Annotated in this window: 23 protein-coding genes; 15 read left to right on the plus strand and 8 right to left on the minus strand. The window is 72.1% G+C overall.

All coding sequences use genetic code 11. The features are described from left to right. The 3 genes from N2041_RS12285 to N2041_RS12295 all read left to right on the plus strand — a co-directional run. Positions 1-1,337 (plus strand): tetratricopeptide repeat protein (locus N2041_RS12285; RefSeq protein WP_297678871.1); only part of this gene is annotated, 1,337 nt, incomplete at its 5' end. Between the two features lie 55 nt (positions 1,338-1,392). Continuing rightward, positions 1,393-2,352 carry an ABC transporter ATP-binding protein gene (locus N2041_RS12290; protein ID WP_297678872.1) on the plus strand — a complete coding sequence of 320 codons (960 nt, stop codon included), beginning with the start codon at positions 1,393-1,395 and terminating at the stop codon, positions 2,350-2,352. After that, positions 2,349-3,161 carry an ABC transporter permease gene (locus N2041_RS12295; protein ID WP_297678873.1) on the plus strand — a complete coding sequence of 271 codons (813 nt, stop codon included), beginning with the start codon at positions 2,349-2,351 and terminating at the stop codon, positions 3,159-3,161. The genes N2041_RS12290 and N2041_RS12295 overlap by 4 nt, the downstream gene beginning before the upstream one ends. Before the next feature lie 20 nt (positions 3,162-3,181). On the opposite strand, the gene N2041_RS12300 is transcribed toward N2041_RS12295, so the two are convergent. The 3 genes from N2041_RS12300 to N2041_RS12310 form a co-directional block, all read right to left on the minus strand. After that, a complete protein-coding gene (locus tag N2041_RS12300; protein ID WP_297678874.1) occupies positions 3,182-5,347 on the minus strand; it encodes a pyruvate, phosphate dikinase in 2,166 nt (721 codons plus the stop codon). A 10-nt stretch (positions 5,348-5,357) separates the two neighbouring features. After that, positions 5,358-7,091 carry a PEP-utilizing enzyme gene (locus tag N2041_RS12305; protein ID WP_297678875.1) on the minus strand — a complete coding sequence of 578 codons (1,734 nt, stop codon included), beginning with the start codon at positions 7,089-7,091 and terminating at the stop codon, positions 5,358-5,360. A 130-nt stretch (positions 7,092-7,221) separates the two neighbouring features. Next, positions 7,222-7,965 (minus strand): PIG-L deacetylase family protein, encoded by a 744-nt coding sequence (locus N2041_RS12310; protein ID WP_297678876.1) that lies wholly within the window; start codon positions 7,963-7,965, stop codon positions 7,222-7,224. A 280-nt stretch (positions 7,966-8,245) separates the two neighbouring features. Between N2041_RS12310 and obgE the strand changes: the two genes are divergently transcribed. From obgE to N2041_RS12330, 4 genes are all read left to right on the plus strand, one after another. Further along, complete coding sequence (gene obgE, locus N2041_RS12315) at positions 8,246-9,505, plus strand: GTPase ObgE (protein ID WP_297678877.1); 1,260 nt, start codon at positions 8,246-8,248, stop codon at positions 9,503-9,505. A 51-nt stretch (positions 9,506-9,556) separates the two neighbouring features. Then, positions 9,557-9,853 carry a type II toxin-antitoxin system RelE/ParE family toxin gene (locus N2041_RS12320; RefSeq protein WP_297678878.1) on the plus strand — a complete coding sequence of 99 codons (297 nt, stop codon included), beginning with the start codon at positions 9,557-9,559 and terminating at the stop codon, positions 9,851-9,853. After that, positions 9,843-10,127 (plus strand): HigA family addiction module antitoxin, encoded by a 285-nt coding sequence (locus tag N2041_RS12325; RefSeq protein WP_297678879.1) that lies wholly within the window; start codon positions 9,843-9,845, stop codon positions 10,125-10,127. Before N2041_RS12320 ends, N2041_RS12325 begins: the two co-directional genes overlap by 11 nt. A 64-nt stretch (positions 10,128-10,191) precedes the next feature. Further along, complete coding sequence (locus tag N2041_RS12330; protein WP_297678880.1) at positions 10,192-10,974, plus strand: enoyl-CoA hydratase-related protein; 783 nt, start codon at positions 10,192-10,194, stop codon at positions 10,972-10,974. Here the strand turns inward: N2041_RS12330 and N2041_RS12335 are convergent. Beyond that, positions 10,971-11,843 (minus strand): SDR family NAD(P)-dependent oxidoreductase, encoded by an 873-nt coding sequence (locus N2041_RS12335; protein ID WP_297678881.1) that lies wholly within the window; start codon positions 11,841-11,843, stop codon positions 10,971-10,973. The two genes, N2041_RS12330 and N2041_RS12335, sit on opposite strands and share 4 nt — an antisense overlap. 192 nt (positions 11,844-12,035) lie before the next feature. Between N2041_RS12335 and N2041_RS12340 the strand changes: the two genes are divergently transcribed. The 4 genes from N2041_RS12340 to ruvC all read left to right on the plus strand — a co-directional run bounded on the left by N2041_RS12340 (position 12,036) and on the right by ruvC (position 16,229). Then, positions 12,036-12,383, plus strand: coding sequence for a hypothetical protein (locus tag N2041_RS12340; protein ID WP_297678882.1), 348 nt, complete (start codon positions 12,036-12,038; stop codon positions 12,381-12,383). Positions 12,384-12,484: 101 nt separating this feature from the next. After that, positions 12,485-13,282 (plus strand): enoyl-CoA hydratase/isomerase family protein, encoded by a 798-nt coding sequence (locus N2041_RS12345; RefSeq protein ID WP_297678883.1) that lies wholly within the window; start codon positions 12,485-12,487, stop codon positions 13,280-13,282. 252 nt (positions 13,283-13,534) lie between these two features. Then, the gene (gene uvrB / locus N2041_RS12350) at positions 13,535-15,661 is read left to right on the plus strand and encodes an excinuclease ABC subunit UvrB (protein ID WP_297678884.1); all 2,127 of its coding nucleotides are present in this window, start codon (positions 13,535-13,537) and stop codon (positions 15,659-15,661) included. A gap of 76 nt (positions 15,662-15,737) precedes the next feature. Next, positions 15,738-16,229, plus strand: a complete 492-nt coding sequence (ruvC, locus tag N2041_RS12355) for a crossover junction endodeoxyribonuclease RuvC (protein ID WP_297678885.1) — start codon at positions 15,738-15,740, stop codon at positions 16,227-16,229. 9 nt (positions 16,230-16,238) lie between these two features. Here ruvC and menA read toward each other — a convergent pair whose 3' ends face one another. The 4 genes from menA to N2041_RS12375 form a co-directional block, all read right to left on the minus strand. After that, positions 16,239-17,138 carry a 1,4-dihydroxy-2-naphthoate octaprenyltransferase gene (menA, locus tag N2041_RS12360; RefSeq protein WP_297678886.1) on the minus strand — a complete coding sequence of 300 codons (900 nt, stop codon included), beginning with the start codon at positions 17,136-17,138 and terminating at the stop codon, positions 16,239-16,241. A gap of 54 nt (positions 17,139-17,192) precedes the next feature. Beyond that, positions 17,193-17,615 (minus strand): type II toxin-antitoxin system VapC family toxin, encoded by a 423-nt coding sequence (locus tag N2041_RS12365; RefSeq protein WP_297678887.1) that lies wholly within the window; start codon positions 17,613-17,615, stop codon positions 17,193-17,195. After that, positions 17,615-17,851, minus strand: a complete 237-nt coding sequence (locus N2041_RS12370; RefSeq protein WP_297678888.1) for a hypothetical protein — start codon at positions 17,849-17,851, stop codon at positions 17,615-17,617. The genes N2041_RS12365 and N2041_RS12370 overlap by 1 nt, the downstream gene beginning before the upstream one ends. A 106-nt stretch (positions 17,852-17,957) precedes the next feature. Continuing rightward, positions 17,958-18,500, minus strand: a complete 543-nt coding sequence (locus tag N2041_RS12375; RefSeq protein ID WP_297678889.1) for a hypothetical protein — start codon at positions 18,498-18,500, stop codon at positions 17,958-17,960. A 196-nt stretch (positions 18,501-18,696) separates the two neighbouring features. On the opposite strand from N2041_RS12375, the gene N2041_RS12380 reads away from it, so the two are divergent. From N2041_RS12380 to N2041_RS12395, 4 genes are read left to right on the plus strand one after another with little or no spacing between them, the layout of a single operon-like run. Beyond that, positions 18,697-19,491: an ABC transporter ATP-binding protein gene (locus N2041_RS12380; RefSeq protein ID WP_297678890.1), complete on the plus strand. Its 795-nt coding sequence runs from the start codon at positions 18,697-18,699 to the stop codon at positions 19,489-19,491. Continuing rightward, entirely contained in the window at positions 19,488-20,201 is a 714-nt protein-coding gene (locus N2041_RS12385) for an ABC transporter ATP-binding protein (protein WP_297678891.1), read from the plus strand. Before N2041_RS12380 ends, N2041_RS12385 begins: the two co-directional genes overlap by 4 nt. Before the next feature lie 24 nt (positions 20,202-20,225). After that, a complete protein-coding gene (locus N2041_RS12390; protein WP_297678892.1) occupies positions 20,226-21,113 on the plus strand; it encodes a branched-chain amino acid ABC transporter permease in 888 nt (295 codons plus the stop codon). Between the two features lie 3 nt (positions 21,114-21,116). Next, the gene (locus N2041_RS12395) at positions 21,117-22,403 is read left to right on the plus strand and encodes a branched-chain amino acid ABC transporter permease (RefSeq protein ID WP_297678893.1); all 1,287 of its coding nucleotides are present in this window, start codon (positions 21,117-21,119) and stop codon (positions 22,401-22,403) included. Positions 22,404-22,423: the final 20 nt, after the last annotated feature.

Here is a 22,423-nt window from a genome sequence, read left to right on the forward strand (position 1 = left end):
GCCCGGAGGAGGAGGCCCGGCTCGACGAGCTGGCTGCCGCAGCGGCAGTCTTCGCCGGGGACGACGACCTGGACCTCGATGACGACCTCACGCAGGAAGACGTCGCTGAACTGCTCGCCGCGAAGGCAGAACTCGACGAAGAGGTCGCCCTGGAAGCCGAGTTTCGGGAGCGGGAAGCCGCAGCCACCGCCTTCGCCCCGGAGGAAGAAGCGGCCGCCGATGAGGCCCTCCGCGGGCTCGACGACCTCGAAGAGCTTTCCGACGAGGCGGTGAAGCAGCTCTTCGCCGAGGCAGAGGAGTTCGAACGCGCCATCGCCGAGTTCGAACAGCTCGAGCAGGCGATGGCCGGCACGTTCGCCGGCACCGAGCCCGGCGGCGCCGCCATCGAACCGCCCGAGGCCTTCGCCCACCCGATCGAGGAGCTCGAGAGCGGCGAGGCGGAGGCCGACGTCATCCTCCGCCGCTTCGAAGAGCTGGCCGCGCAGCCGGAGGAGCCGCCCGCGCCCTCGGCCGCCGAGCAGCTCGAGCGGGCCGTCGCCGACGCCGCGGAGGAGGGGATGGCCCCGCCGCCCGAAGCTCCGCCGGTCGACATCGCCCGCGACGAAGCCGGCCGTCTGGTCCAGCCCGCGCCGCCCCCCGCGCCCGCGGCGCCGGAAGAGCCGCTCCTCGCCAGCGTCGAAGAGGCGCTCGAAGAGCTCGCCCCCCGCCCCATCCAGCCGCCGCCCCGCCGCTCGGCCGAGTCGTACCTCGATGAGGGGAACGTCTACTTCAACGTCGGCCAGTTCGCCCTCGCCATCGACCGGTACACGCAGGCGATCCTGCTCGACCCCGAGCTGACGGCCGCCTACTACAACCGGGCGAACGCCTACACCCGCTCGGGCGACTTCGAGCGGGCGCTCGCGGACTACAACCGGGCGCTCGAACTGCTGCCGAACGACGCCGACGCGCTCAACAACCGCGGCATGCTCTTCCTCTACCGCGGCAACGCGAGCGCCGCCATCGCCGATTTCGACGCCGCGCTCAGCATCGACCCCGGCGACACGACGGTGATGGTGAACCGGGGGCTCGCCCGGCTCCATGGCGGCGACGCGGAGGGCGCGCTGCAGGACTTCCTCACCGCCGCGGGGCTCGACCCGCGCGACCCGGCCGCCCACTACGGCGCCGCGCAGGCCTCGGCCGTCCTCGGCAACCGGGAGGAGGCGCTCCGCCACATCCGGCAGGCGCTCGCGCTCGATGCGGGCTACGCCCGGGAGGCCGCCGCCGACCCGCGGCTCGCCATCCTCCAGGGCGACCCGGAGTTCCTCCGGCTCCTGCGCGAGGCCGGGAAGACCGCCTGAACGGGGCCGGCCGGGCCTTCACCGCCGCCCGCGCCCCGCGCCTACAATGCCCGCCATGGCAGCCCCGCCCGCCATCGCCGCGCGCGGCCTCGTGAAGCGGTACGGCGCCGTCGAGGCGCTCGCCGGCGTCGACCTCGAGGTTGCGCCGGGCGAGGTGGTCGCGCTGCTCGGCCCGAACGGCGCCGGCAAGACGACGCTCGTCGAAATCCTCGAAGGGTTCCGCCGCCCCGGCGCCGGCGAAGCGCGCGTCCTCGGCGAAGACCCGGCCCGCGGCGGCCCGGCCTGGCGCGCCCGCATCGGCGTCGTCTTCCAGTCGGCCGGCTTCTTCGACGTCCTCACCGTGCGCGAGGTAGTGGCGCACTTCGCGAGCTTCTACCCGGCCCCGCTCGACCCGGCCCGCGTCATCGCCATGGTCGGCCTCGAGGGGCAGGAGCGCCGCCGGCTGAAGCACCTCTCCGGCGGCCAGAAGCGGCGCGTCGACCTCGCCCTCGGCATCGTCGGCGACCCCGAGCTGATCTTCCTCGACGAGCCGACGACCGGGCTCGACCCGGAGGGCCGCCGCCAGCTCTGGGCCGTCATCCGGCAGTTCGCCGCCCTCGGCAAGACGGTGCTCCTCACCACCCACTACCTCGAAGAAGCCGAAGCGCTCGCCGACCGGGTCGCGATCATCATCCGCGGGCGGTTCGCGGCGGAGGGCACGCCGGCCGCCATCGGCGGGCGCGAGGAGGGCCGCGCGACGGTCACCTTCCACCTCGCCGGCCGGCTGGCGGAGGCGCCCCTGCCGCCGCTGCCCGGGCTCGAACGGCTGCCGGACGGCCGCGTCGCGCTCGCGACCGCTGCGCCGACCCGGGCCGTCGCCGAGCTCGCCCGCTGGGCGGATGCCCTCGGCGAGCCGGAGCTGCCGGGCCTCGAAATCCGCCGGCCCACGCTCGAAGACGTCTACCTCCGCCTCGTCCGCGCGCACGACGCCGACGCTGCCGCCGCGGCCGCGCTCCCCGCCGGGGGCAGCGCGTGAGCGGGACGCGCCGGCTCGCCCGGCTGGCCCTCCTCCGGCTGCAGATCGAACTGCTCACCTTCTTCCGCACGCCGGACCAGCTCTTCTTCACCTTCCTGCTGCCGGTCCTCTTCGTCGTCGTCTTCTCCACCATCTTCAGCGGCGACATCCAGGGGCCGCCGGGCGAGCCCGCGGTGCCGTTCCCGCAGTACTTCGTGCCCGGGATGATCGCCTCCGGCATCGTGAGCGTGACGTTCGCGAACCTCGCGACCGGCATCGCCGTCGAACAGCACGAAGGCCTCCTCCGGCGGCTGGCGGCGACGCCGCTGCCGCGCTCGGCCTACTTCGCCGGCAAGGTCGCCCTCGCCTTCGTCACGTCCGTCCTCATCGTCGTCGTCATCCTCGCCATCGGGGTGGCCGCCTTCGGGGTCAGCCTCCCGCGCGAGCCGGCGACGTGGGCGGTGTTCGCGGCCGTGCTCGTCCTCGGCGCGGGCTCCTGCTCGCTGCTCGGCATCGCCTACACCCGCATCATCCGGAGCGCCGGGTCGGCCCCGGCGGTCGTCCAGCCGCCCTACCTCGTCCTCCAGTTCATCAGCGGGGTGTTCCTGCAGTACTCGGTCGTGCCGGGCTGGCTGCAGGCGGTCGCGAGCGTCTTCCCGCTGAAGTGGATGGCGCAGGCGCTCCGCTCCGTCTTCCTCCCGGAGTGGGTCGGCCGGGACGAGTACGGCAGCTGGGAAACGGGGACGGCGCTGCTCGTGCTGGCGGCGTGGTTCATCGGCGCGGCCGTGCTGGCCCGGCTGAGCTTCCGCTGGAGCCGGGGCCAGGGCTGAGCGCCGGCCCCGGCCCGCCGCTACTCCTCCCGCTTCCGGCCGCTGAGCGCGATCAGCTCTTCGTGCAGCTCGAACCAGGCGGTGTGGTAGCTCTCCTTCAGCGGCGAAGCGAGCATCGACTGGTCGCCCGCGCGGACCGCCTCGAGCGCGGCGGCGAACCGGCGCGGGTAGGGCGCGAGCCGCGGCGCGAGCGCGGCCGCCTCCGCCACGACCGGGCCGAGCCGGCCGTGGAGGTCTTCGAGCGCAGCGGCGGCGCGGGCCCAGGCCGCCTCGGCCTCGGCGGGCGGCGCCTGCTGCCAGCCGCTCACCAGCGCCTTGAACTCTTTGTCCAGCGCGTCGAAGGCGGCGAAGACGCGGCCGATGGCCGCCGGGTCGATGCCGGCGCGCTCGTCGGCGAGGGCGGCGAGGACGGCGTCGCGGCCGGCGGGGAGCATGGCGAAGCCGCGCGGCGTCTCGCGGGCGAGGCCTTCGGCGGCGGCGGCGCGCAGCTCGGCTTCGACCGCCGCGGGGTCGGCCTCCAGCACGGCGGCGATCCGCTCCGGCGCGGCGAGCCCCTTCAGCCCGAGCGCGCGCAGGACGGCGTAGCGGCTCACGGCGCGCCCGCCGGCAGCCGGCGCGGCACCGTCGCCGGCCCCGCTCCCTGCCGCCTCGGCGGCCCACTGCCGCAGCTTCCGCACCTCGGGGAGGTCGGCCGCGCCGTCGGTCCGGCGGTCGCCGATGAAGAGGAGGCCGCGCGTGCCGTCGACGGTCACCCATTCGCCCTCGGCGATGCGCCGTCCGCCGACGACGAGGGCGCCTTCTTCGACACAGGCATCCTGCAGGCTGCAGACGGCGGGGATGGCCCAGCCCCGGGCGACGACCGCGGCGTGGCTCACGACGCCGCCGGTGGTGGTGACGAGCGCGGCGGCGGCCACCATGCCGTGGACGTCGGAGGGGGAAGTCTCGGGCCGGGCGAGGACGACGCTCGTGCCTTCGGCCGCGAGGGCGGCCGCCCGGTCGGCGTCGCAGCAGAGGACGCCAGCGCCGACGCCCGGCGAGACGGCGAGGCCGCGGCCGGCCGGCTCTGCCGCCGGGTCCACCCCGCCGAGCTTCGCCAGCGCCTGCAGCGTCTCGGCCCCCACCCGCGCCACCGCCTCCGCCCGGCTCAGCGGGAACGACGGGTCCTCCGCCATGTCGACCGCGATGCGGACGGCGGCGAGCGGGCTGCGCCGCCCGATGCGCGTCTGGAGGATGTACAGCCGGCCGGCCATCACCGTGAATTCGACGTCGCACATGTCGCGGTAGTGCCGTTCGAGCCGGTCGAGGTGGCGCAGCAGCTCGTCGTAGACCTCCGGCAGCTGCTCCCGCAGGGCATCGAGGCCGCTGACGGCATGGGTGCCGGCGACGACGTCTTCGCCCTGCGCCCGCGCGAGGTAGTCGCCGAACGCGCCGCGCGCGCCGGTCGAAGGGTCGCGGGTGAAGGCGACGCCGGTGCCGGAGCGGTCATCGAGGTTGCCGAAGACCATCGCCTGAACGGTGGCGGCGGTGCCGAGGCCGCCGTCGATGCCTTCGCGCTCGCGGAAGACGCGGGCGCGGTCGCACTCCCACGAGCGGAACACGGCGCGGATGCCGTCGAGCACCTGCGCGAACGGGTCCGCCGGGATGCCGCCGAAGCGGTCGGCCAGCGCCTGCACGCGGTCGGCCGCGGCGAGCATCGCTGCCGGGGTGCCGTCGTGCATGGCGGCGTGGCTCGCCTGGTCCTCCGGGACGCCGAGGACGATGGCGGCGTAGCCGCGGACGAAGCGGAGCCACGTGTCGGCGGCGAAGCGGGGGTCGCCGCTTTCGCGGGCGAGCGCCTCGCGCACGGCGGGCGTCATGCCGACGTTGAGGAGCGTATCCATCATGCCCGGCATCGAAACCGGGGCGCCGGAGCGGACGGAGACGAGGAGGGGCCGCTCGCCGCCCCCGAAGGTGCGGCCGGTGGCGGCTTCGAGGCGGGCGAGGGCGCCGCGCACCGCCGCATCGAGCCCGGCAGGCCAGCCCTCCGCGAGGAAGCGGCGGCAGACGGCGGTGGTGACGGTGAAGGCCGGCGGCACCGGCAGGCCGAGCTCCTGCGTCATCGTGACGAGCCCGGCGGCCTTCCCGCCGAGCAGCAGCTTCGCATCCGTGCCCGCCGGCAGCGGGTCGCCGAGGAAGACGACGTCCATCGCCGGCACCTCAGGGCAGCGCGAGCACGGTGACCGTGCCGGCGTCGCCGTCCACCGCGATGGTGGCGCCGTCCGGGATCCGCTTCGTCGCGTTCGTCACCGAGGGCACGCAGGGGATGCCGAGTTCGCGGCTCACGATCATCGCGTGGCTCTGGGCCGCGCCGACATCGACGACGACGGCCGCGGCGGGCACGAAGAGCGGCGTCCACGAGGGGTCGGTGATCGGCGCGACGAGGATGTCGCCCGGCTCGAGGCCGCGCGGGTCGAGCGGGTCGAGGACGACGCGGGCGCGGCCCGTCGCCTTCCCCGCGCAGCCCTGGTAGCCCTGCAGCACGTCGCCCGGCTTCACCGGTTCGATGCGGACGTCGGCCTTCTTCGGCCAGGTGTCCGGGTCCGGGATTTCGCCCCAGAAGACGAACGGCTCCTGCAGGCTGTTGTACTCCTCGTAGAGCGCCTTCCGCTCGCGGATGGTGCCGAGGTACTTCGCCGGGTGCTGCAGCCAGTCGTCGAACTCGCTCGCGACGAGGAAGGCGTAGTCGCCCTCGTCGTCGAGGTGGCCGGCGGCGACCATCCGGCGGCCGATGGTGTGGAGGGCCATCCGGACTTCGTGGATCATCCGGATGTTGTTCGTCTTCGTGCGTTCGCGGCCGGCCTGGAAGACGCGGGCGGCGTTGGCGGCAGCGAGGAAGAGGCCCTGCGTCTGCGGGTCGCCGGCGAGCATGGCGGCGATCTCCTGCGTGACGCGCTCGCGCTCGGCGGCGAGTTCGGCGTTGCGGGCGGCCGGGTTGGCGCTCTCCGGCGCGAGCCGCATCCGGTCGATGGCGGCGAGGGCGAGCTCCGGCTTCGTCTCCCAGGTGTGGCAGCGGCTCTCCCATTCGTTCGGGCCGCGGCAGCCGTAGTCGTAGAGGAACGCATCGAAGGCGGCGAGGAACCGCTGCCCGTTCTCGCCGAGCCCCCGGATGCGGTCGAGCACGCCCTCGACGCCGGCATCGAAGGCCGCGCTCAGCTCGCGGTCGGCCGCGATCATCCGGCCCATCTCCCACATCCGGAGCGACGGCGCGGCCGATTCGACGTCGCCGACGCCCTGGATGACGCGGAGGGCATCGGCCGGCCGCCCAACGGCGGCGCAAATTTGCGTCACGGCGCCGACGGGCACCGTCGACACGAAGGTGGTGAAGATGTGCTCGGAGAAGAGCCGGCGATGGTTGGCGAGCGCGATGCCCTTGCCGTAGGCCCAGAGCGCCTCGTTGGAGAGGTTCTCCAGCTCCGGCCGGGCGGCGCGCAGGCCGGCGACGCGCTTCGCATCGAGCGCGGGCCGCTCGAGCTGCTGCACGGTCATCGCCCATTCGAACGTCTTGCCGAGCGCGGCCGTCCGCTCCTCGTTGTGGTCGCCGGGCGCCGGCTCATACGGCGGGATGCCGGGCTGCGCGCCATAGAAGAGGTCGTCCATCGCCTGGGCGGAAAGCCCCGGCGCGCGCTCGCCGAGGATGCGCGTGACCTGCGCGTTCAGGTAGCAGTACGAGCCGAAAATCCCGAGCGTCTCGAGGTTGTCGGGGTCGAACTCGTCGTAGGTGAACGCGCCCATGCGCACGAGGGCGTCGCGCCAGGCGCCCTCCGTGTCCTGCTCCATCAGGAGCGTGTAGGAGAGCGGCGAGACCGGGTCCGGGAAGACTTCGCCGACGTTGGCGCGCGTCCAGAGCGGGTAGCGCTTGCTGGGGCGGCTGCCGACCACCCAGGGCTTCATGCGGGACCTCCAGGGGCGGGAGTTGGCGGCCGGGAGGGCACCGCGCGCCGCCGGCCGGGCCCGTATTCTGCCATAGACCGGGGATATGGGTGGTATCGGCGCCGTACTGGCCGCCCGGCCAGCGGCCCGCTCAGCTGCCCGGCGGCGGCGCCTCGTGGACCGGGTCGGCCTCGAGGATGAAGCGGCGGAACGCCTCGGCGGCCTCCAGCCCCTTCACCGCGCCGGCCGCGCGCGCCCGCGCCTCGACGAAGGCGGCCACTTCCGGCCCGATCTGGCTCGGGTGGCAGAGGAGCGCCTGCTTCTTCAGCTCCACCGTCTCCGAGATGTCGACCCACGCGTTCGGCTCGGCCGAGGTGGCGAGCCACACCTGCCGCACCTTCCACGGCTGGTAGCCGTCGACGAGCAGCTCGGGGAAGGTGAGCCGGTCGCGCGCCGTCGGGAAGACGGCATCGAGCGCGACATCGCCCGCGACCCGGTGGTCCGGGTGGTTGATGTAGGTATCGGAGACGAACCGGTTCGTCGGGTCGAAGGTAATGAGGGAGTGGGGCCGGTACTTCCGGATGAGCCGGGCGAGGTCGCGCCGGAGCTCGAGCGTGGGCTGGAGGTAGCCGTCCGGGTAGCCGAGGAATTCGAAGTTCCGCACCCCGAGGACGGCGCCGGCGGCCCGCTGCTCCGCCTCGCGGATGACGGCGAGGCGCTCGCTCGTCATCTCCGGGTCGTCGCTGCCCTTGTCGCCCTTCGTGATGACGACGTAGGTGACTTCGCAGCCGCGGGCGGCCCACTTCGCGACGGTGCCGCCGCAGAGGAATTCGGCGTCATCCGGGTGGGCGACGACGACCATGGCGCTCGGGGGGACGAACTCGGTAGCAGCCAATCAGGAGCCTCCTTCGGTGCGTTGCGCGATGCAACCATGGTAGCCCACGCCGTTGGGAAACCGTTGGGTTTGACGCCCCGGGCGTTGGGTCCGCGGGCGCCGGGCCCAACACCTGCCGGCCCATCCGCGGCGGGCTCGCGCCGTTCCAACCGCCCACCAACACCTTTCCCAACGCCCGCCCAACGGCCTGCGGATTCGAACCCAACGCGCCCAACGGCCTGCTGCTGCTCCTCTTCTTCCTCTTCCAATCCGAAGGAGGGCATGGTTCCATGGGATCAGGATGCTCGATGCGGTCGAAATCACGGTGAAGGGCGGAAACGGCGGCCACGGGCTCGTGAGCTACCACCGCGAGAAGTTCGTGCCCCAGGGCGGCCCGGATGGGGGCGACGGCGGCCGCGGCGGGCGCGTCTTCCTCCGCGCCGTCGATGACGTCTACACGCTCGAACTCTACCGCTCGCGGAAGCGGTTCCAGGCCGCGCACGGCGGCAACGGCGGCCCGAACCTCCGCCACGGCGCGAACGGCGAGGACCTCTACCTCGAGGTGCCGGTCGGCACCGTCGTCCACGACGCCGATACCGGCGACCTGCTCGCCGACCTCGCCGAGGTGGGGCAGGAGGTGCTCGTCGCCCATGGCGGCCGCGGCGGCTGGGGGAACAAGCGGTTCGCCACGCCGACGAACCAGACGCCCGGCTACTCGCAGAAGGGGCAGGAGGGCGAAGAGCGCCGCCTCCGCCTCGAACTCCGGCTGCTGGCCGACGTCGGCCTCATCGGCCTGCCGAACGCCGGGAAGTCGACCCTCCTCGCCGCCGTTTCGAACGCGAAGCCGAAGATCGCGAGCTACCCGTTCACCACGCTCGAGCCGATGCTCGGCGTCGTCAACGTCGGCTGGGAGCGGTTCACCCTCGCCGACCTGCCCGGGCTGGTGGAAGGCGCCTCCGAAGGCTACGGGCTCGGCTTCGAATTCCTGAAGCACATCCGGCGCTGCCGCGTGCTGCTCCACGTCGTTTCGTGCGAATCGCCGGACCCGGTGACCGATTTCGAACTCATCGAAGGCGAGCTGCGGGCGTACGACCCCGGCCTCGCGCACGTCGTCCGGGTGGTGGCGGTCACGAAGGCGGACCTCGACCACGCGGCGGCGGCGCGCTCGGCGGAGGCGCTGGCCGCCCACCTCGGCCGGCCCGTGCGGGTGATCTCCGCGCACGACGGCACGGGGCTCGAGCCGCTGAAGGAGGAGCTGATGGCGCTCGTCGCCGCCGAGCGGGCGCGGGCCGCCAGCCAGCCCCCGGCCGAGGTGCCGGTCATCCGCCCTGCGCCGGTCGACCGCTTCGTGGTCACCATCGACGAGGACGGGCGGTACGTGGTCGACGGCTACACGGCGGTGACGTTCGTGAAGATGATGGACACCGGCATGCCGGGCGCGCTGGACGAGGTGATGCGGCGGCTGGAGCGCTGGGGCATCGCGAAGGAGCTGCGGCGGCTGGGGATCCGGCCGGGCGATGTGGTGGTCTTCGACGACGTGGAGATCGCCTGGGAAGGCTGACCTTCACAGCGCCCCGCCGGGGGCGTAGGCTCCTCCGGCGGGACAGTCCCGGTGGAGCTGGAATTTCGGTCGGAGGAGCTGCGGCGCCGGTATCTCGATCCCGGCGAGGCCGAGCGGGCGTGGGGACGCGCTGTAGCCCGCAAGTACGTCCAGCGAGTTGATATTCTGAGAGCCGCCGGGTCGCTGGCCGAGCTCGCTGCGCTGGTCTCACTGCGGCTCCACCCGCTGAAAGGCGCACGCGCCGGGCAGTATGCCCTTTCGCTCAACGACCGGTGGCGGCTCATCGTTACCGTCGATGCCGCAGGGGTCGTTTGGGTCGAGGAGGTGACGAACCACTATGGCGACTGACGATTCCGGGACCTGGACGGCCCACCCCGGGGAGTTCCTCGCGGAGGAGCTCGCCGCCCGCGGCATGTCGCAGGCGGAGCTGGCGCGCCGCACCGGTCGCTCCGCCCGGCTCATCAACGACATCATCAGGGGCAAGCGGCAGATCACCGAAGAGGTCGCGCTCGACCTCGAGCAGGTGCTCGGCGCTCCGGCGGAGTTCTGGCTCCGGCTCGAACTCCAGCACCGCCTCCGGCTCGCCCGCCAGCGGCGCCAGCAGGCCGCGGCCGCCGGCTGACCTTCACAGCGCCCCGCCGGGGGCGTAGGCTCCCCGCACCACCATTTCGTTCGGGCAGGGAGCCATGGACTACGAGCAGATCCTCTACGAGAAGCGCGGCCACACCGTCGTCATCACCATGAACCGGCCGGAGCGGCTGAACGCCTGGACCTGGAAGATGGCGGCCGAGCGGAACGACGCCTTCCGCCGCGCCAACGCCGACCCGGAGGTCGCCTCCATCATCCTCACCGGCGCGGGCCGCGGCTTCTGCGCCGGCGCCGACGTCCGCGACGCCTTCCAGCGCGGCCTCGATTCGCAGGGGCAGGCCCGGCAGGGGGCCCGCGACGACACCAACTACGTCGAACTCGTCCGCACCTCGAAGCCGATGATCGCCGCCGTCAACGGCGTCTGCGTCGGCGTCGGGCTCACCTCCATCCTGCCGATGGACATCATCATCGCCTCCGACCAGGCGCGCTTCGGCATGTTCTTCGTGAAGATGGGCCTCGTCCCCGAGCTGGCGAGCACCTACTTCCTCACCCAGCGCGTCGGCTTCGGCATGGCGAGCGACATGTGCCTGACTGGCCGGCTCGTCGACGCCGAGGAGGCCTACCGCACCGGGCTCGTCCAGAAGGTCGTGCCGCACGACCGGCTGATGGACGCGGCGATGGAGTACGCGAACCTGCTCGCCCAGAACCCGGACCGGCAGATGGGCTGGATCAAAGAGCTCATCACGAAGAACGGCGCGAACCCCGACTACAACGAAGTGATGCGGCTCGAGCACGGCCGCATCAACGAGTGCTACAGCACGCCGGAGCACCGCGAGGCGGTCACCGCCTTCCAGGAGAAGCGGCCGGCGAAGTTCCGCTAGCGGCCGGCGCCGCGGGCGGCCTCGCGCATCGCCTGCCACTGCTCGGCGGTGAGCCCCATGGCCGCAGCCAGCCGCTGGCCGAACTCCTCCAGCGAGCGGCCGGCCGTCAGGCCGCCGTCGACGACGATCGCCTGGCCGGTCACGTAGCTCGCTTCGTCGCTCGCCAGCCAGAGGGCGGCGTTCGCGATGTCGGCCGGCTGGCCCGAGCGGCCGAGCGGCGCCCAGTTCGCCAGCGCCGCGTCGATCCGAGGCAGGAGCGCATCGGCGGCGGGGCCGCTCAGCCCCATCCCGGCGGCGAAGATGTTCGTGACCGTGACGCCGGGGCAGATGGCGTTGACCCGGATGCCGAACTCCGCCAGCTCGACGGCGAGGCAGCGGCTCAGGTGGGCGACGGCCGCCTTCGCCGCGCTGTAGACCACCGGGCCGAACCCGGCCTGCAGCCCCGCCACGCTCGACGTGTTCAGGATGACGCCCCGGCGGGCCGGCTTCATCGCCCGCGCCGCGTGCTTCGCGCCGAGGACGACGCCCCGCAAGAGCACCGCCATCGTCTGGTCGTAGGCCGCCATGTCGAGCTCGTCGATCGGCCCGCCGACGCCGCCGAAGCCGGCGTTGTTGAACATCACGTCGAGCCGGCCCCACTTCGCCAGCGCATGGTCGACGGCGCCGGCGACCTCTGCCTCCTCGGCGACGTTGGTGCGGAGGAAGCTGGTCTGCGTGCCGAGCGCCTCGGCGAGGTGGTGGCCGCGCTCCTCCTGCACGTCGGCGATGACGACGCGCGCGCCCTCGGCGACGAACGTGCGGACCGTCTGTTCGCCGATGCCGCTGGCGCCGCCGGTGACGATGGCGACCTGGCCTTCGAGCCTGCCCATGGGCTGAGCCTCCGAAACGGGGGTATCGTGGGGCGGAGTCTACGGGCCGGGCGGCCCACGGGCGATGCCGCGAGAGCGGCGTGAGAAGCGGTGCCGTACCGTGCCCCCGGTGATCGCCCGGGGCTCCCTGCGGCGTATCCTCTTCGCCCCGCCGACGCCTGCGGCGGGCCAGCCCCGGAGGTGTGCGCGAGGATGAGCGACAGCGAGCCGTACCTGACCTGGGTCGCCCCCGAGCGGGTGACGCCGGAGACCTGGCTGCCGGGCGGCGACCTTCCGCCGCTGGCGCCGGGCACGCGGGTGCTGCTCGATTGCACCGCCGTGCGGGAGGTGACGGTCCCGGCGGAGAACATCGCCGCCGCCGCGCAGCAGCTCCACCGGATGGGCGTGCGGCTGGCGCTGCTGGCCGGGTCGCCGCTCGTCTTCGGCCTCGGCCGGCAGGCGATCCAGCTTTCCGGGCTGCCGGAAGGCGTCGCCTTCGCCGTCTTCATGGCGCGCGATGAAGCGCTCCGCTGGCTGCTCGGCGCACGCGGCATGCACTGAGCGGCCTTCCCGCGCGGCGGCGGTGAGTAGCAATCAGCAACCCGCATGCTATGCTGCCCGAAATCCCGCCGCCGCCCCGCGGCCCAACGGAGCCCCTCCCGATGTCCAGCCTCATCGCCATCGAAGACGCCGGCCACGTCCGCACCATCCGCCTCAACCGCCCGGAGGTGAAGAATGCGCTCAACCAGGAGCTCGCCTGGGGCATCGTCACCGCCATCGAAGACGCGATGAAGGTCGACGACGCCTGGGTCATCTGCCTGACCGGCACCGGCGACGCCTTCTGCTCCGGCCTCGACCTCCGCGGGCCGGGCGACTACAGCCCGAAGAGCCCGCTGACCACCCAGCTCGACGACCTCAGCTGGGTCTCCGAATTCCTCCTCACCCTCCGGCAGAAGTGCGACAAGCCGATCATCGGCGCCATCAACGGCGTGGCCGTGGGCGCCGGCCTCTCGCTCGCGCTGGCCACCGATATCCGGCTGATGAAGCGGAGCGCCCGCATCCTCGCCGGCTACCCGCGCATCGGCGGCTCGCCGGACGGCGGCATGACCTTCACCCTCTCCCAGGCGATCGGCTACGAACAGACGATGCGCTTCCTGCTCGAAAACAAGACGGTCGATGCGGAGGAGGCGCTCCGCCTCGGCCTCGTCGGCGAAGTGGTGGACGACGACCGCTGGGAGGCGCGCGTGGCCGAGTACTGCCAGGGCCTCTGCGCGACCGTCTCGCCGATCACGATGCGGCTCACGAAGCGGACCGTGGTGAAGGCGACGACGGCGATCGACCTCGAAGCGCAGTGCCGGCTCGAGCTCTCGAGCATCCGGATGGCGTTCGCCAGCGAGGACGGCAAGGAGGCCCGCCGCGCCTTCATGGAGAAGCGGCCGCCCGTCTTCCGGGGCCGCTGACCTCCCGGATCGAAACGTTCACGGGCCGTTCGCGGAGCGTTGACCTGCCGGGCCCACCATCCCGCGGCAGGTTCCCGGCACCGATCCCCAGGGGCAAACGGAGCGATCGACGCCTGTTGCGGGCCGACCTTCGCGGGCGCAGGCCGGGATGCGCCCGCCCCTTTTTCCCGCCGCCGGCCTCCTGACGGCCGTCGGCAGCAGCGCCCGCCTCCGCCGTCCCGCGCCGCGGCCGGCCCGGCTACACTGGTTCGTATGACGGCCATCGTCCGCCCGGCCCAGCCGGCCCCGTTCAAGCTCGTTTCCGATTTCCAGCCCACCGGCGACCAGCCGGAGGCGATCGCGAAGCTCGTCGACGGCGTCGAGCGGGGCGACCGCTACCAGACGCTGCTCGGCGTCACCGGCTCCGGCAAGACGTTCACCATCGCGAACGTCATCGCCCGGACCGGCCGGCCGACGCTCGTCCTCGCCCACAACAAGACGCTCGCCGCCCAGCTCTGCGCCGAGCTGAAAGAGTTCTTCCCCGAGAACGCCGTCGAGTACTTCGTCAGCTACTACGACTACTACCAGCCCGAGGCCTACATCCCGCGGACCGACACCTACATCGCGAAGGACGCGGACATCAACGACGAGATCGACAAGCTGCGTCACGCGGCCACGCGGGCGCTCTTCAGCCGGCGCGACGTCATCATCGTCGCCAGCGTCAGCTGCATCTACGGCCTCGGCGAACCGGCCCAGTACCAGGAGTTCGTCCTCCGCTTCCGGAAGGGCGAGCGCTTCAGCCGGCAGGAGGCCGTCCGCCGGATGGTCTCGATGCAGTACGAGCGGAACGACCAGAACGTCGTCCGCGGCCGCTTCCGGGTGCGCGGCGATTCGCTCACCATCCTCCCCAGCTACGAAGAGCTGGCCGTCCGCATCGACTTCTGGGGCGACGAGGTGGAGCGGATCGTCGAGCTGGACCCGCTCACCGGCGAAATCGTGGCCGAGCGCGACGAGATCGACATCTACCCGGCGAAGCACTTCGTGACCACCGCCGACCGGCTCGAACAGGCGATCGCCGGCATCGAAAAGGAGCTGGAGGAGCAGCTCGCCTGGCTCCGTTCGCAGGGGAAGATCCTCGAGGCCGCCCGCCTGGAGGAGCGCACCCACTACGACATCGAAGCGCTCCGCGAAACGGGCTACTGCCCCGGCGTCGAGAACTACTCCCGCCACCTGCAGGCGCGCGAGCCCGGCTCCACCCCGTGGTGCCTCCTCGACTACTTCCCGGACGACTGGCTGCTCGTGGTCGATGAGTCGCACATCACGCTGCCGCAGGTGCAGGGCCAGTACTTCGGTGACCGCGCCCGGAAGGAGACCCTCGTCGAATACGGCTTCCGGCTGCCCAGCGCGCTCGACAACCGGCCGCTCACCTTCGAAGAGTTCGACCGCCACATCAACCAGGCGATCTTCGTGAGCGCCACGCCGGGCGACTACGAGCTGCGCGTCTCCAGCCAGGTGGTGGAGCAGGTCATCCGCCCGACGGGCCTGCTCGACCCCGAGATCGTCGTGAAGCCGACGAAGAACCAGGTCGACGACCTGATGGACGAGATTCGCCGGGTGGTCGACAAAGGCCAGCGCGCCCTCGTCACCACGCTCACGAAGAAGATGGCGGAGGACCTCGCCGACTACCTGAAGGAGATGGGCATCAAGACCCACTACCTCCACTCGGAGGTCGAGACGCTCGACCGGGTGGAAATCCTGCGCGACCTGCGGCTGGGGGTGTACGACGTGGTGGTCGGCATCAACCTCCTGCGCGAGGGGCTCGACCTGCCGGAGGTGTCGCTCGTCTGCATCCTCGACGCCGACAAGGAGGGCTACCTCCGCTCGAACCGGTCGCTCATCCAGACGATCGGCCGGGCAGCGCGCCACGTGGAAGGCCGGGTGGTGATGTACGCCGACACCATCACCGGGAGCATGCAGCAGGCGATCGACGAGACCTACCGGCGGCGGCGCATCCAGGAGGCCTACAACCGGGAGCACGGCATCCAGGCCGCCAGCATCCAGAAGGCGATCCGCGACATCACCGACCACGTGCGGATGCAGGCGGCGGAAGAGAAAGCAGGCTACGAGGCCGGCGCGCCGGCGCCTGCGGAGCTGCCGAAAGACGAGCTGCTGCGGATGGTGAAGGAGCTCGAGACGCAGATGAAAACGGCGGCGAAGAACCTCGAGTTCGAGAAGGCTGCCGCCCTGCGCGACCGGATCGTCGAGCTCCGCCGCGAGCTGGTGGGCACCGATTCGGAGGAGCTGGCGCTCTTCGCGGCCGCGGCCGGCAAGGGCGGCCCGCTCCGCTTCGGCCGGAGCCAGGCCGGCGGCCGCGACCGCAGCCGCCGCTACCGGCGGTAAGGGCCGCTTCCCGGCTCCCGCCTCCCGCGACAGCGGCGTGTTCGCGTTCGCCCCGGCGAGGGTGCACCATGGCGGCGTGCGCATCCTCGGCATCGACCCCGGCCTCAACGTCACCGGCTACGGCCTCATCGAAGTCGCCGGCGACCGCGCCGTCCACGTCCGCCACGGGGTGATTCGCACCCGGCCGGCGGAGGCGCGGCCCGCGCGGCTGCTCGCCCTGCGCGAAGGGGTGCTCGCCGTCGCCCGGGAGAGCGGCGCCGCAGCGGCGGCCATCGAATCCGGCTTCGTCGGTCAGAACGTGCGCTCGGCGCTGCTCCTCGGCGAAGCGCGGGCCGCGGCCATCCTCGCCCTCGCCGATGCCGGGCTGGAGGTGGCCGAATACGCCCCCGCGATGGTGAAGCAGACGGTCGCCGGCTTCGGCCGCGGCGAAAAGGAGCAGGTCGCGCGGATGGTGGCCTTCCAGCTCGGCCTGCCGAAGCCGCCGTCGCCGGAGGACGCCGCCGACGCGCTCGCCGTGGCGATCACCCACTGGGCGCATGGCCGGCTGGCGGGGCTGCCGCGCCGCTGAGCCTGCCGCTCAGCCGAACGCCCAGTGGAGCCCCAGCCCCAGGCAGAGCAGCAGCCCGAAGCGCAGGTGGAGCAGCGCCGCATCGCGCAGGAGGAAGTTCAGCCGGCGCGGGTTAGCCCCCGCACGGACGGCGCTGAGCGTGCGGGCCATCGGCCGGAGGAACGGCAGCGTGAGGAGCGCGAGCAGCGCCGGCCACGGCACCAGCCCGGCGGCCGCGCCGCCGACGAGCGAGAGGTAGGCCGCCGCCAGCAGCAGCCAGAACTCCGCCTCCGCCGCCCGCCGCCCGAGGATGACCGCGAGCGTGCGCTTCCCCACCGCCCGGTCGTGGTCGAGGTCGCGCAGGTTGTTCGCCTGCAGGATGGCGGCGGCGAGGAAGCCGAGCGGCAGCGAGACGGCGAACGCCTCCCGGGTCCACGCTTCGGCCTGCACGAACGCGGCGCCCATGACGACCGCGGGGCCCATGAAGGCGAAGACGACGGCTTCGCCGAGCGCGCGGTAGGCGAGGTGGAGCGGCCAGCCGGTGTAGAGGAAGCCGGCGAGGAGGCCCGCGCCGCCGACCCAGAGCAGCTGCCAGCTGACCGCCGCGCAGAGGACGATGCCGATGGCCGCCCCTGCGGCGAAGCAGGCGAGGCCGGCGGCCAGAACCTGCCGCGGGCTGAGGATGCCCTGCTGGATGGCGCCGGGCGGGCCGAGCGCGCCCGGGCCGTCGCTCCCTTTCCGGTAGTCGTAGTAGTCGTTCACGAAGTTGGTGCCGGCGAGGAAGAGGACGGCGCCGAGGATGGCGAGGAGCGCCGTCCACCAGGTGAACGCCGCCGGCGCGGCGATGAGCGTGCCGGCGAGGGCGGGCACCGCCGCGGCGGTGAACGAAACGGGGCGTGCTGCGGCGAACCAGGCGCGCGGCGAGGGCATCGCCGCGGAGCGTACGTGCTCGCCGCCGCCCGGGGAAGGCGGGGGATGGGGTGCTCAGGGCGGCGGAGCCCACGCCGCGACCCCGGCTGCCGCTGCCGCCCGGCGAAGCCGCTCGTCGAGCGTGGCGAGCGGGAGCCCCTCCGCCCGGGCGAGCGCGACGTACGCGGCGTCGTATACCGAGAGGTGCTGGTCGAGGGCGAGGTCCGCGAGCTCCAGCCGCGCGGTCGGGCTGCCGGGGGCCTCCGAGACCACGATGGGCAGGCTCGCAAGGAGGTCGAAAACGTATCCGAGTTCCTGGCGGGATAGGCGCCCGCGGCGGACCGCGGCGGCCAGGGCGTTGACGACTTCGTAGCACCAGAGCGCCGGCACGAAGGCAGCGTCGTGCTCGAGCGCACCCAGCGCGGCGTCGGCGTAGCCGTCCGTCTCGTCGCGAAACAGCCACGACAGCGTGACGGACGCGTCGACCACGAACGGCACTAGCGGCGCCGCCCCTCATCGATCAGGTCGCGCACATCGAGGCCCACAAAAGCGTGCCGCGCCCGGAATGCGCGCATCTCCCGAATTGCATCGGCGGCCGAAGGGCAAGTCCGGCCAGAAGGGCTGACGCGGCCGACGTCCGCCCCTGCGCGGGTCAGGATGGCAGACTCGCCCGCCGCGAGCGCTGCGGCGATGGCGGCAGCTGCGTTCGGGTCGTCGAGCGAGATGCGGCGCATGGCGCTGCCATCCTAGCACGGCCGGGGCCGTCACCGTCCGTGTGCCCGGCGAGCCGGACCCGGAGAAGGCGCTCGAAAAGATTCGCGAACTGACCGGCGCCCCCCGCTAGCCGCCCTGCCGCACCAGCCCCAGCGCCCACTCCACCACATCGCGCGCGGTGAAGCTGTCGAACCAGCGGGCGACATGGAGCGCGTATTCGTGGAACAGCTTCGCGGCGGTCGTGCCGGCCAGCGCCAGCGCCGTCGGCACCCGCTCCCAGCGGAAGCCCCGCCACCACCGCCGCGTGAACGCGGCGAACAGGAACCAGAATTCGAACACGTTCGGGAAGAGCATCAGCACCCAGCGCTCGCCCGTCAGCTCGAACAGCGCGAAACCCACCATCCGGAAGGCGTACAGCGCCACCGCAATCGCGCGCGCCGGCCCCTCCCACCGCAGCGCCACCACGAGGAAGAGCGCCAGGTACACCTGGTCGCACCACTTGTCGAACGACTGGTAGTTGCGCACCCCGCCGAGGTCGAGGTACGCCCGCAGGAAGAGGTCGGAGAGGTCGACGAGGATGGCGAGGATGCCGCCGAAGAGCGCCCAGCGGAGCACCGGCAGCGAGCCGAGCACCCGCACGGCGAGGATGACCCACATCTCCAGCGTCACGGCGCACCATCATACCCCGCATCTGCTGGCCGCCCGGCCGGGAATTGCGCCGAACGGGCCGCGAAACCCCGGCGGCGAAGCTGACCGGGCTGGCCCGCCAGCCGATTGGCGCGCCGGTCAGCGGGCGCTTGTGCGCGAGTGCCACTTGCCCGATTTCCTGAGGAGCCACTAGACTCCCGCCCCAAACGGACAGGGGGTGGCGGCTACGGTCAGCGCGAACGGTTCCCAGGCACTGCTCAGCGTCCGGAACGTCTCGCTCCGCTTCGGCGGCCTCGTGGCGCTCGATAACGTCTCGTTCGATGTGCCGGCGGGGAAGATCCTCGGCCTCATCGGGCCGAACGGCGCGGGCAAGACGACCATGTTCAACGCCATCACGCGGCTCTACCGGCCGCAGGCGGGCGAAATCTGGTTCGGGCAGACGAACCTGCTCGGGCTCGCGCCGCACGAAGTGCCGCGGCTCGGCATCTCCCGCACCTTCCAGAACCTCGCCCTCTTCGCCTCGATGACGGTGCGCGACAACATCCGCGTCGGCCTCCACGCGACGACGAAAGCCGACGTCTTTTCGCAGGCGCTCCGCCTGCCGTGGGTCGGCCGCGAAGAGCGCCGCACCGAGCAGGTTGTTGACGAGGCGATCGACTACCTCGGCCTGCGCGCCGTCGAGCGGCACCCGGCGGCCGGGCTCCCCTTCGGCACCCTGAAGCGGATCGAGCTCGCGCGAGCGCTCGTCGCCCGGCCGAAGCTCCTCCTGCTCGATGAGCCGGCCGGCGGCCTCAACCACGAAGAGGTCTTCGCCCTCGGCGCCCTCATCCGCGACATCCGCGAACGGTTCGATGTCACCATCCTGCTCGTGGAGCACCACATGGGCCTCGTCATGAGCATCAGCGACCGCGTCGTCGTGCTCGATTTCGGCAAGAAGATCGCCGAGGGCACGCCCGACGAGGTGCGCCGCAATCCCGAGGTCATCCGCGCCTACCTGGGGGTGGAGGCATGAGCGCCATCCTCGAAGCCGTCGGCCTCCGCGCCGCCTACGGCGACCGCCCGGTGCTCTTCGGTATCGACCTCCGCGTGCCCGACCGCGGCATCGTCGCCCTCCTCGGCGCGAACGGCGCGGGCAAAACGACGACCCTCCGCGCCCTCCTCGCCGAGGTGCGCACCTGGGGCGACGTCCGCTACCAGGGCCAGTCGATCGCCGGCAAATCCACGCAGGACCTCGTCCGCATGGGCATGGTGATGGTGCCCGAGGGCCGCGGCACCTTCACCGACTTCACCGTCGAAGAGAACCTCCTCCTCGGCGCCTACTCCCGCCGGGACAAGGACGGCATCCGGCGCGACATCGAGCGGATGTACGGCTACTTCCCCGTGCTCGGCCAGCGGCGGAAGCAGCGCGCCGGCTCGATGTCCGGCGGCGAACAGCAGATGCTCGCCATCGCCCGCGCGCTCATGTCGCGGCCGAAGCTCCTCCTGCTCGATGAGCCGTCGCTCGGGCTGGCGCCGCTCATCGTGCAGGAGATCTTCGGCATCCTCACGACCATCAACCGCGAGGAAGGCGTCAGCATGCTCCTCGTCGAACAGGACGCGGTTCGAGCGCTCAAGGTTGCGACGTACGCCTACCTGCTCGAGACGGGCCGGGTCGCGCTCGAAGGCACCGCCGACCGGCTCGCCGCCAGCGACGACGTGCGGCGCGCCTACCTCGGCTACTGAGGCGAAGGGAGAAGGGAGGGACCGATGACCGAATTCATCCAGCTGGTCCTCGCGGGCACGGCGAACGGCTGCATCTACGGCCTGCTCGCCCTCGCGCTCGTGCTCATCTACCGCTCCACGCACATCATCAACTTCGGCCAGGGCGAGATGGCGATGTTCTCGACCTACATCTGCTGGTCGTTCCTGAACGCCGGGATGGGCTACTGGCTGGCGGTGCCGCTCACGCTCATCCTCGCCTTCGCCGCCGGCATCGCCGTCCAGCGCATCCTCATCCGGCCGGTGCAGAACGCGCCGGAGCTGACGATCGTCATCGTCACGCTCGGCCTCTACCTCTTCTTCAACTCGCTGGCGCTCTGGATCTACTCCGGCGTGCCGAAGCCGTTCCCCCTGCCGACAGGCATCCGGCAGGCCTCCTGGCAGGTGGGCGACATCTTCATCATCCCGTACCACCTGTTCATCTTCGCGGTGCTCATCACGCTGATGGCCGTGCTCTACGTGCTCTTCCAGCGGACGAAGCTGGGGCTCGGCTTGCGGGCCGCGGCGGCGCAGCCGGCCTCCAGCCGCCTCGTCGGCATCAACGTGAACTGGATGCTGGCGCTCGGCTGGGGCATCGCTGCGGCGGCCGGGGCGCTCGCGGGGATGCTCTCCGCGCCGGTCGTCCAGCTCGAGCCGAACTTCATGGCCACCATCCTCATCTTCTCGTTCGCCTCGGCGACGCTGGGCGGGTTCGATTCGCCGCCGGGCGCGGTGGTCGGCGGCATCGCCATCGGCAACATCGTCGCCCTCGGCGGCCGCTACATCGAATTCATCGGCACCCAGCTCGATATCGTCCTTGCGCTCGTCGTCATCGTCGCCGTCCTCCTCATCCGCCCGGCGGGCCTCTTCGGGCGGCAGGTCGTCCAGAGGGTGTAGGCCATGGATTTCGTGCGCTCCTTCGATTACCGCCGGAACTGGTTCTTCCCCCTCTTCGTCGTGGCGGGGCTGGTGTGGCTGCTGGCCGAGCCGGCAAGCCTCGATGCCATCCCCGCCGTCGGCGGCCTCATCGGCCCCTTCGCGGGCATGGCGGCCCTGCTCAGCCTCGTCGCCATCGGCACGGTCATCGTGGCGACGGCCCTCCGGCCGGTGCTCGACCGCGGCCCGCAGGCGGAGCGCGCGCTCCGCTGGATCGGCTACGGCCTGATCATCGCCTTCTTCGCCTTCATGCCGCTCTACGTCGAAGCGATCCCGCACGGCTCGATGCTGAAGATGACGGTCGCGATCCAGTTCATGATGGTGATCGTCGGCATCAATCTGCTGACGGGCTTCGGCGGGCAGATTTCGCTCGGCCAGAGCGCCTTCTTCGCCATCGGCGGCTACACCCTCGCCATCGGATTCCGCGAATGGAACATGCCGTGGGGCTGGTCGCTCCTCATCGCGCCGCTCATCGCGGGGACGCTCGGGTTCCTCATCGGCATCCCGGCGCTCCGCTTCAAGGGCCCGTACCTCGCGCTCGCCACGCTCTCGCTGGCCGTGACGGTGACGCCGCTGGCGAAGAAGTTCGAGGAGTTCACGGGCGGCGTCCAGGGCGTCGTCATGTTCGGCAAGCTGAGCGTGCCGTTCTGGCAGGACAACCTGGACCGCTTCTTCTACTACACGACGGCGCTGCTCGCGCTGCTCGTCTTCGTGCTGGCGGCGAACCTCCGCCGGGGCCGCTTCGGGCGCGCCCTCATCGCCATCCGCGATAACGAGACGGCTGCCTCGGCGATGGGCGTGAACGTGGCGCTCTACAAGATGACGGCCTTCGGCATCGCGGGCGCCTTCGCCGGGCTCGCCGGCGCCCTCAACGGCGTTGTCATCCAGTTCGTCTCGCCGGACCAGTATTCGCCGCTGCTGTCGATCCGCTTCCTCGTCGGCGCTGTCATCGGCGGCGTGGCGACCATCAACGGCGCCATCATCGGCGGCCTCTTCCAGCAGTTCGTGCCGGATGTCACCGTCTCCATCAACAAGTCCGCGCCGGATGCCATCCAGGCGATCATCCTCATCGTCGTGATGTACACGATGCGGCACGGTGTGGCCGGCTTCCTGCAGGAGACGTGGCGGTACGCGCGCTCCGGCCTCCGCCTCCGCAAGCCGGGCGCCGGCGCGGGCGCCGCCGTCGAGACGGTCGTGGTCGTCGAACGGGAAGAGGTGGTCGTCGTCCGCCGGGAAGGCGGCGCCGGCTGAATCCGCTGGCCGGCCGGCCA

It is taken from the genome of Tepidiforma sp. (assembly GCF_026419595.1).
Lineage (GTDB): Bacteria > Chloroflexota > Dehalococcoidia > Tepidiformales > Tepidiformaceae > Tepidiforma.

Coding starts and splice junctions, on each gene's coding strand:
- N2041_RS12385 (WP_297678891.1), top strand. CDS start 19,488: ATGAGCGCCATCCTCGAAGCCGTCGGCCTCCGCGCCGCCTACGGCGAC.
- N2041_RS12395 (WP_297678893.1), top strand. CDS start 21,117: ATGGATTTCGTGCGCTCCTTCGATTACCGCCGGAACTGGTTCTTCCCC.
- N2041_RS12340 (WP_297678882.1), top strand. CDS start 12,036: ATGAGCGACAGCGAGCCGTACCTGACCTGGGTCGCCCCCGAGCGGGTG.
- N2041_RS12345 (WP_297678883.1), top strand. CDS start 12,485: ATGTCCAGCCTCATCGCCATCGAAGACGCCGGCCACGTCCGCACCATC.
- N2041_RS12305 (WP_297678875.1), bottom strand. CDS start 7,091: ATGAAGCCCTGGGTGGTCGGCAGCCGCCCCAGCAAGCGCTACCCGCTC.
- menA (WP_297678886.1), bottom strand. CDS start 17,138: ATGCCCTCGCCGCGCGCCTGGTTCGCCGCAGCACGCCCCGTTTCGTTC.
- N2041_RS12335 (WP_297678881.1), bottom strand. CDS start 11,843: ATGGGCAGGCTCGAAGGCCAGGTCGCCATCGTCACCGGCGGCGCCAGC.
- N2041_RS12390 (WP_297678892.1), top strand. CDS start 20,226: ATGACCGAATTCATCCAGCTGGTCCTCGCGGGCACGGCGAACGGCTGC.
- N2041_RS12325 (WP_297678879.1), top strand. CDS start 9,843: ATGGCGACTGACGATTCCGGGACCTGGACGGCCCACCCCGGGGAGTTC.
- uvrB (WP_297678884.1), top strand. CDS start 13,535: ATGACGGCCATCGTCCGCCCGGCCCAGCCGGCCCCGTTCAAGCTCGTT.
- N2041_RS12300 (WP_297678874.1), bottom strand. CDS start 5,347: ATGGACGTCGTCTTCCTCGGCGACCCGCTGCCGGCGGGCACGGATGCG.
- N2041_RS12370 (WP_297678888.1), bottom strand. CDS start 17,851: ATGCGCCGCATCTCGCTCGACGACCCGAACGCAGCTGCCGCCATCGCC.
- N2041_RS12290 (WP_297678872.1), top strand. CDS start 1,393: ATGGCAGCCCCGCCCGCCATCGCCGCGCGCGGCCTCGTGAAGCGGTAC.
- N2041_RS12330 (WP_297678880.1), top strand. CDS start 10,192: ATGGACTACGAGCAGATCCTCTACGAGAAGCGCGGCCACACCGTCGTC.
- obgE (WP_297678877.1), top strand. CDS start 8,246: ATGCTCGATGCGGTCGAAATCACGGTGAAGGGCGGAAACGGCGGCCAC.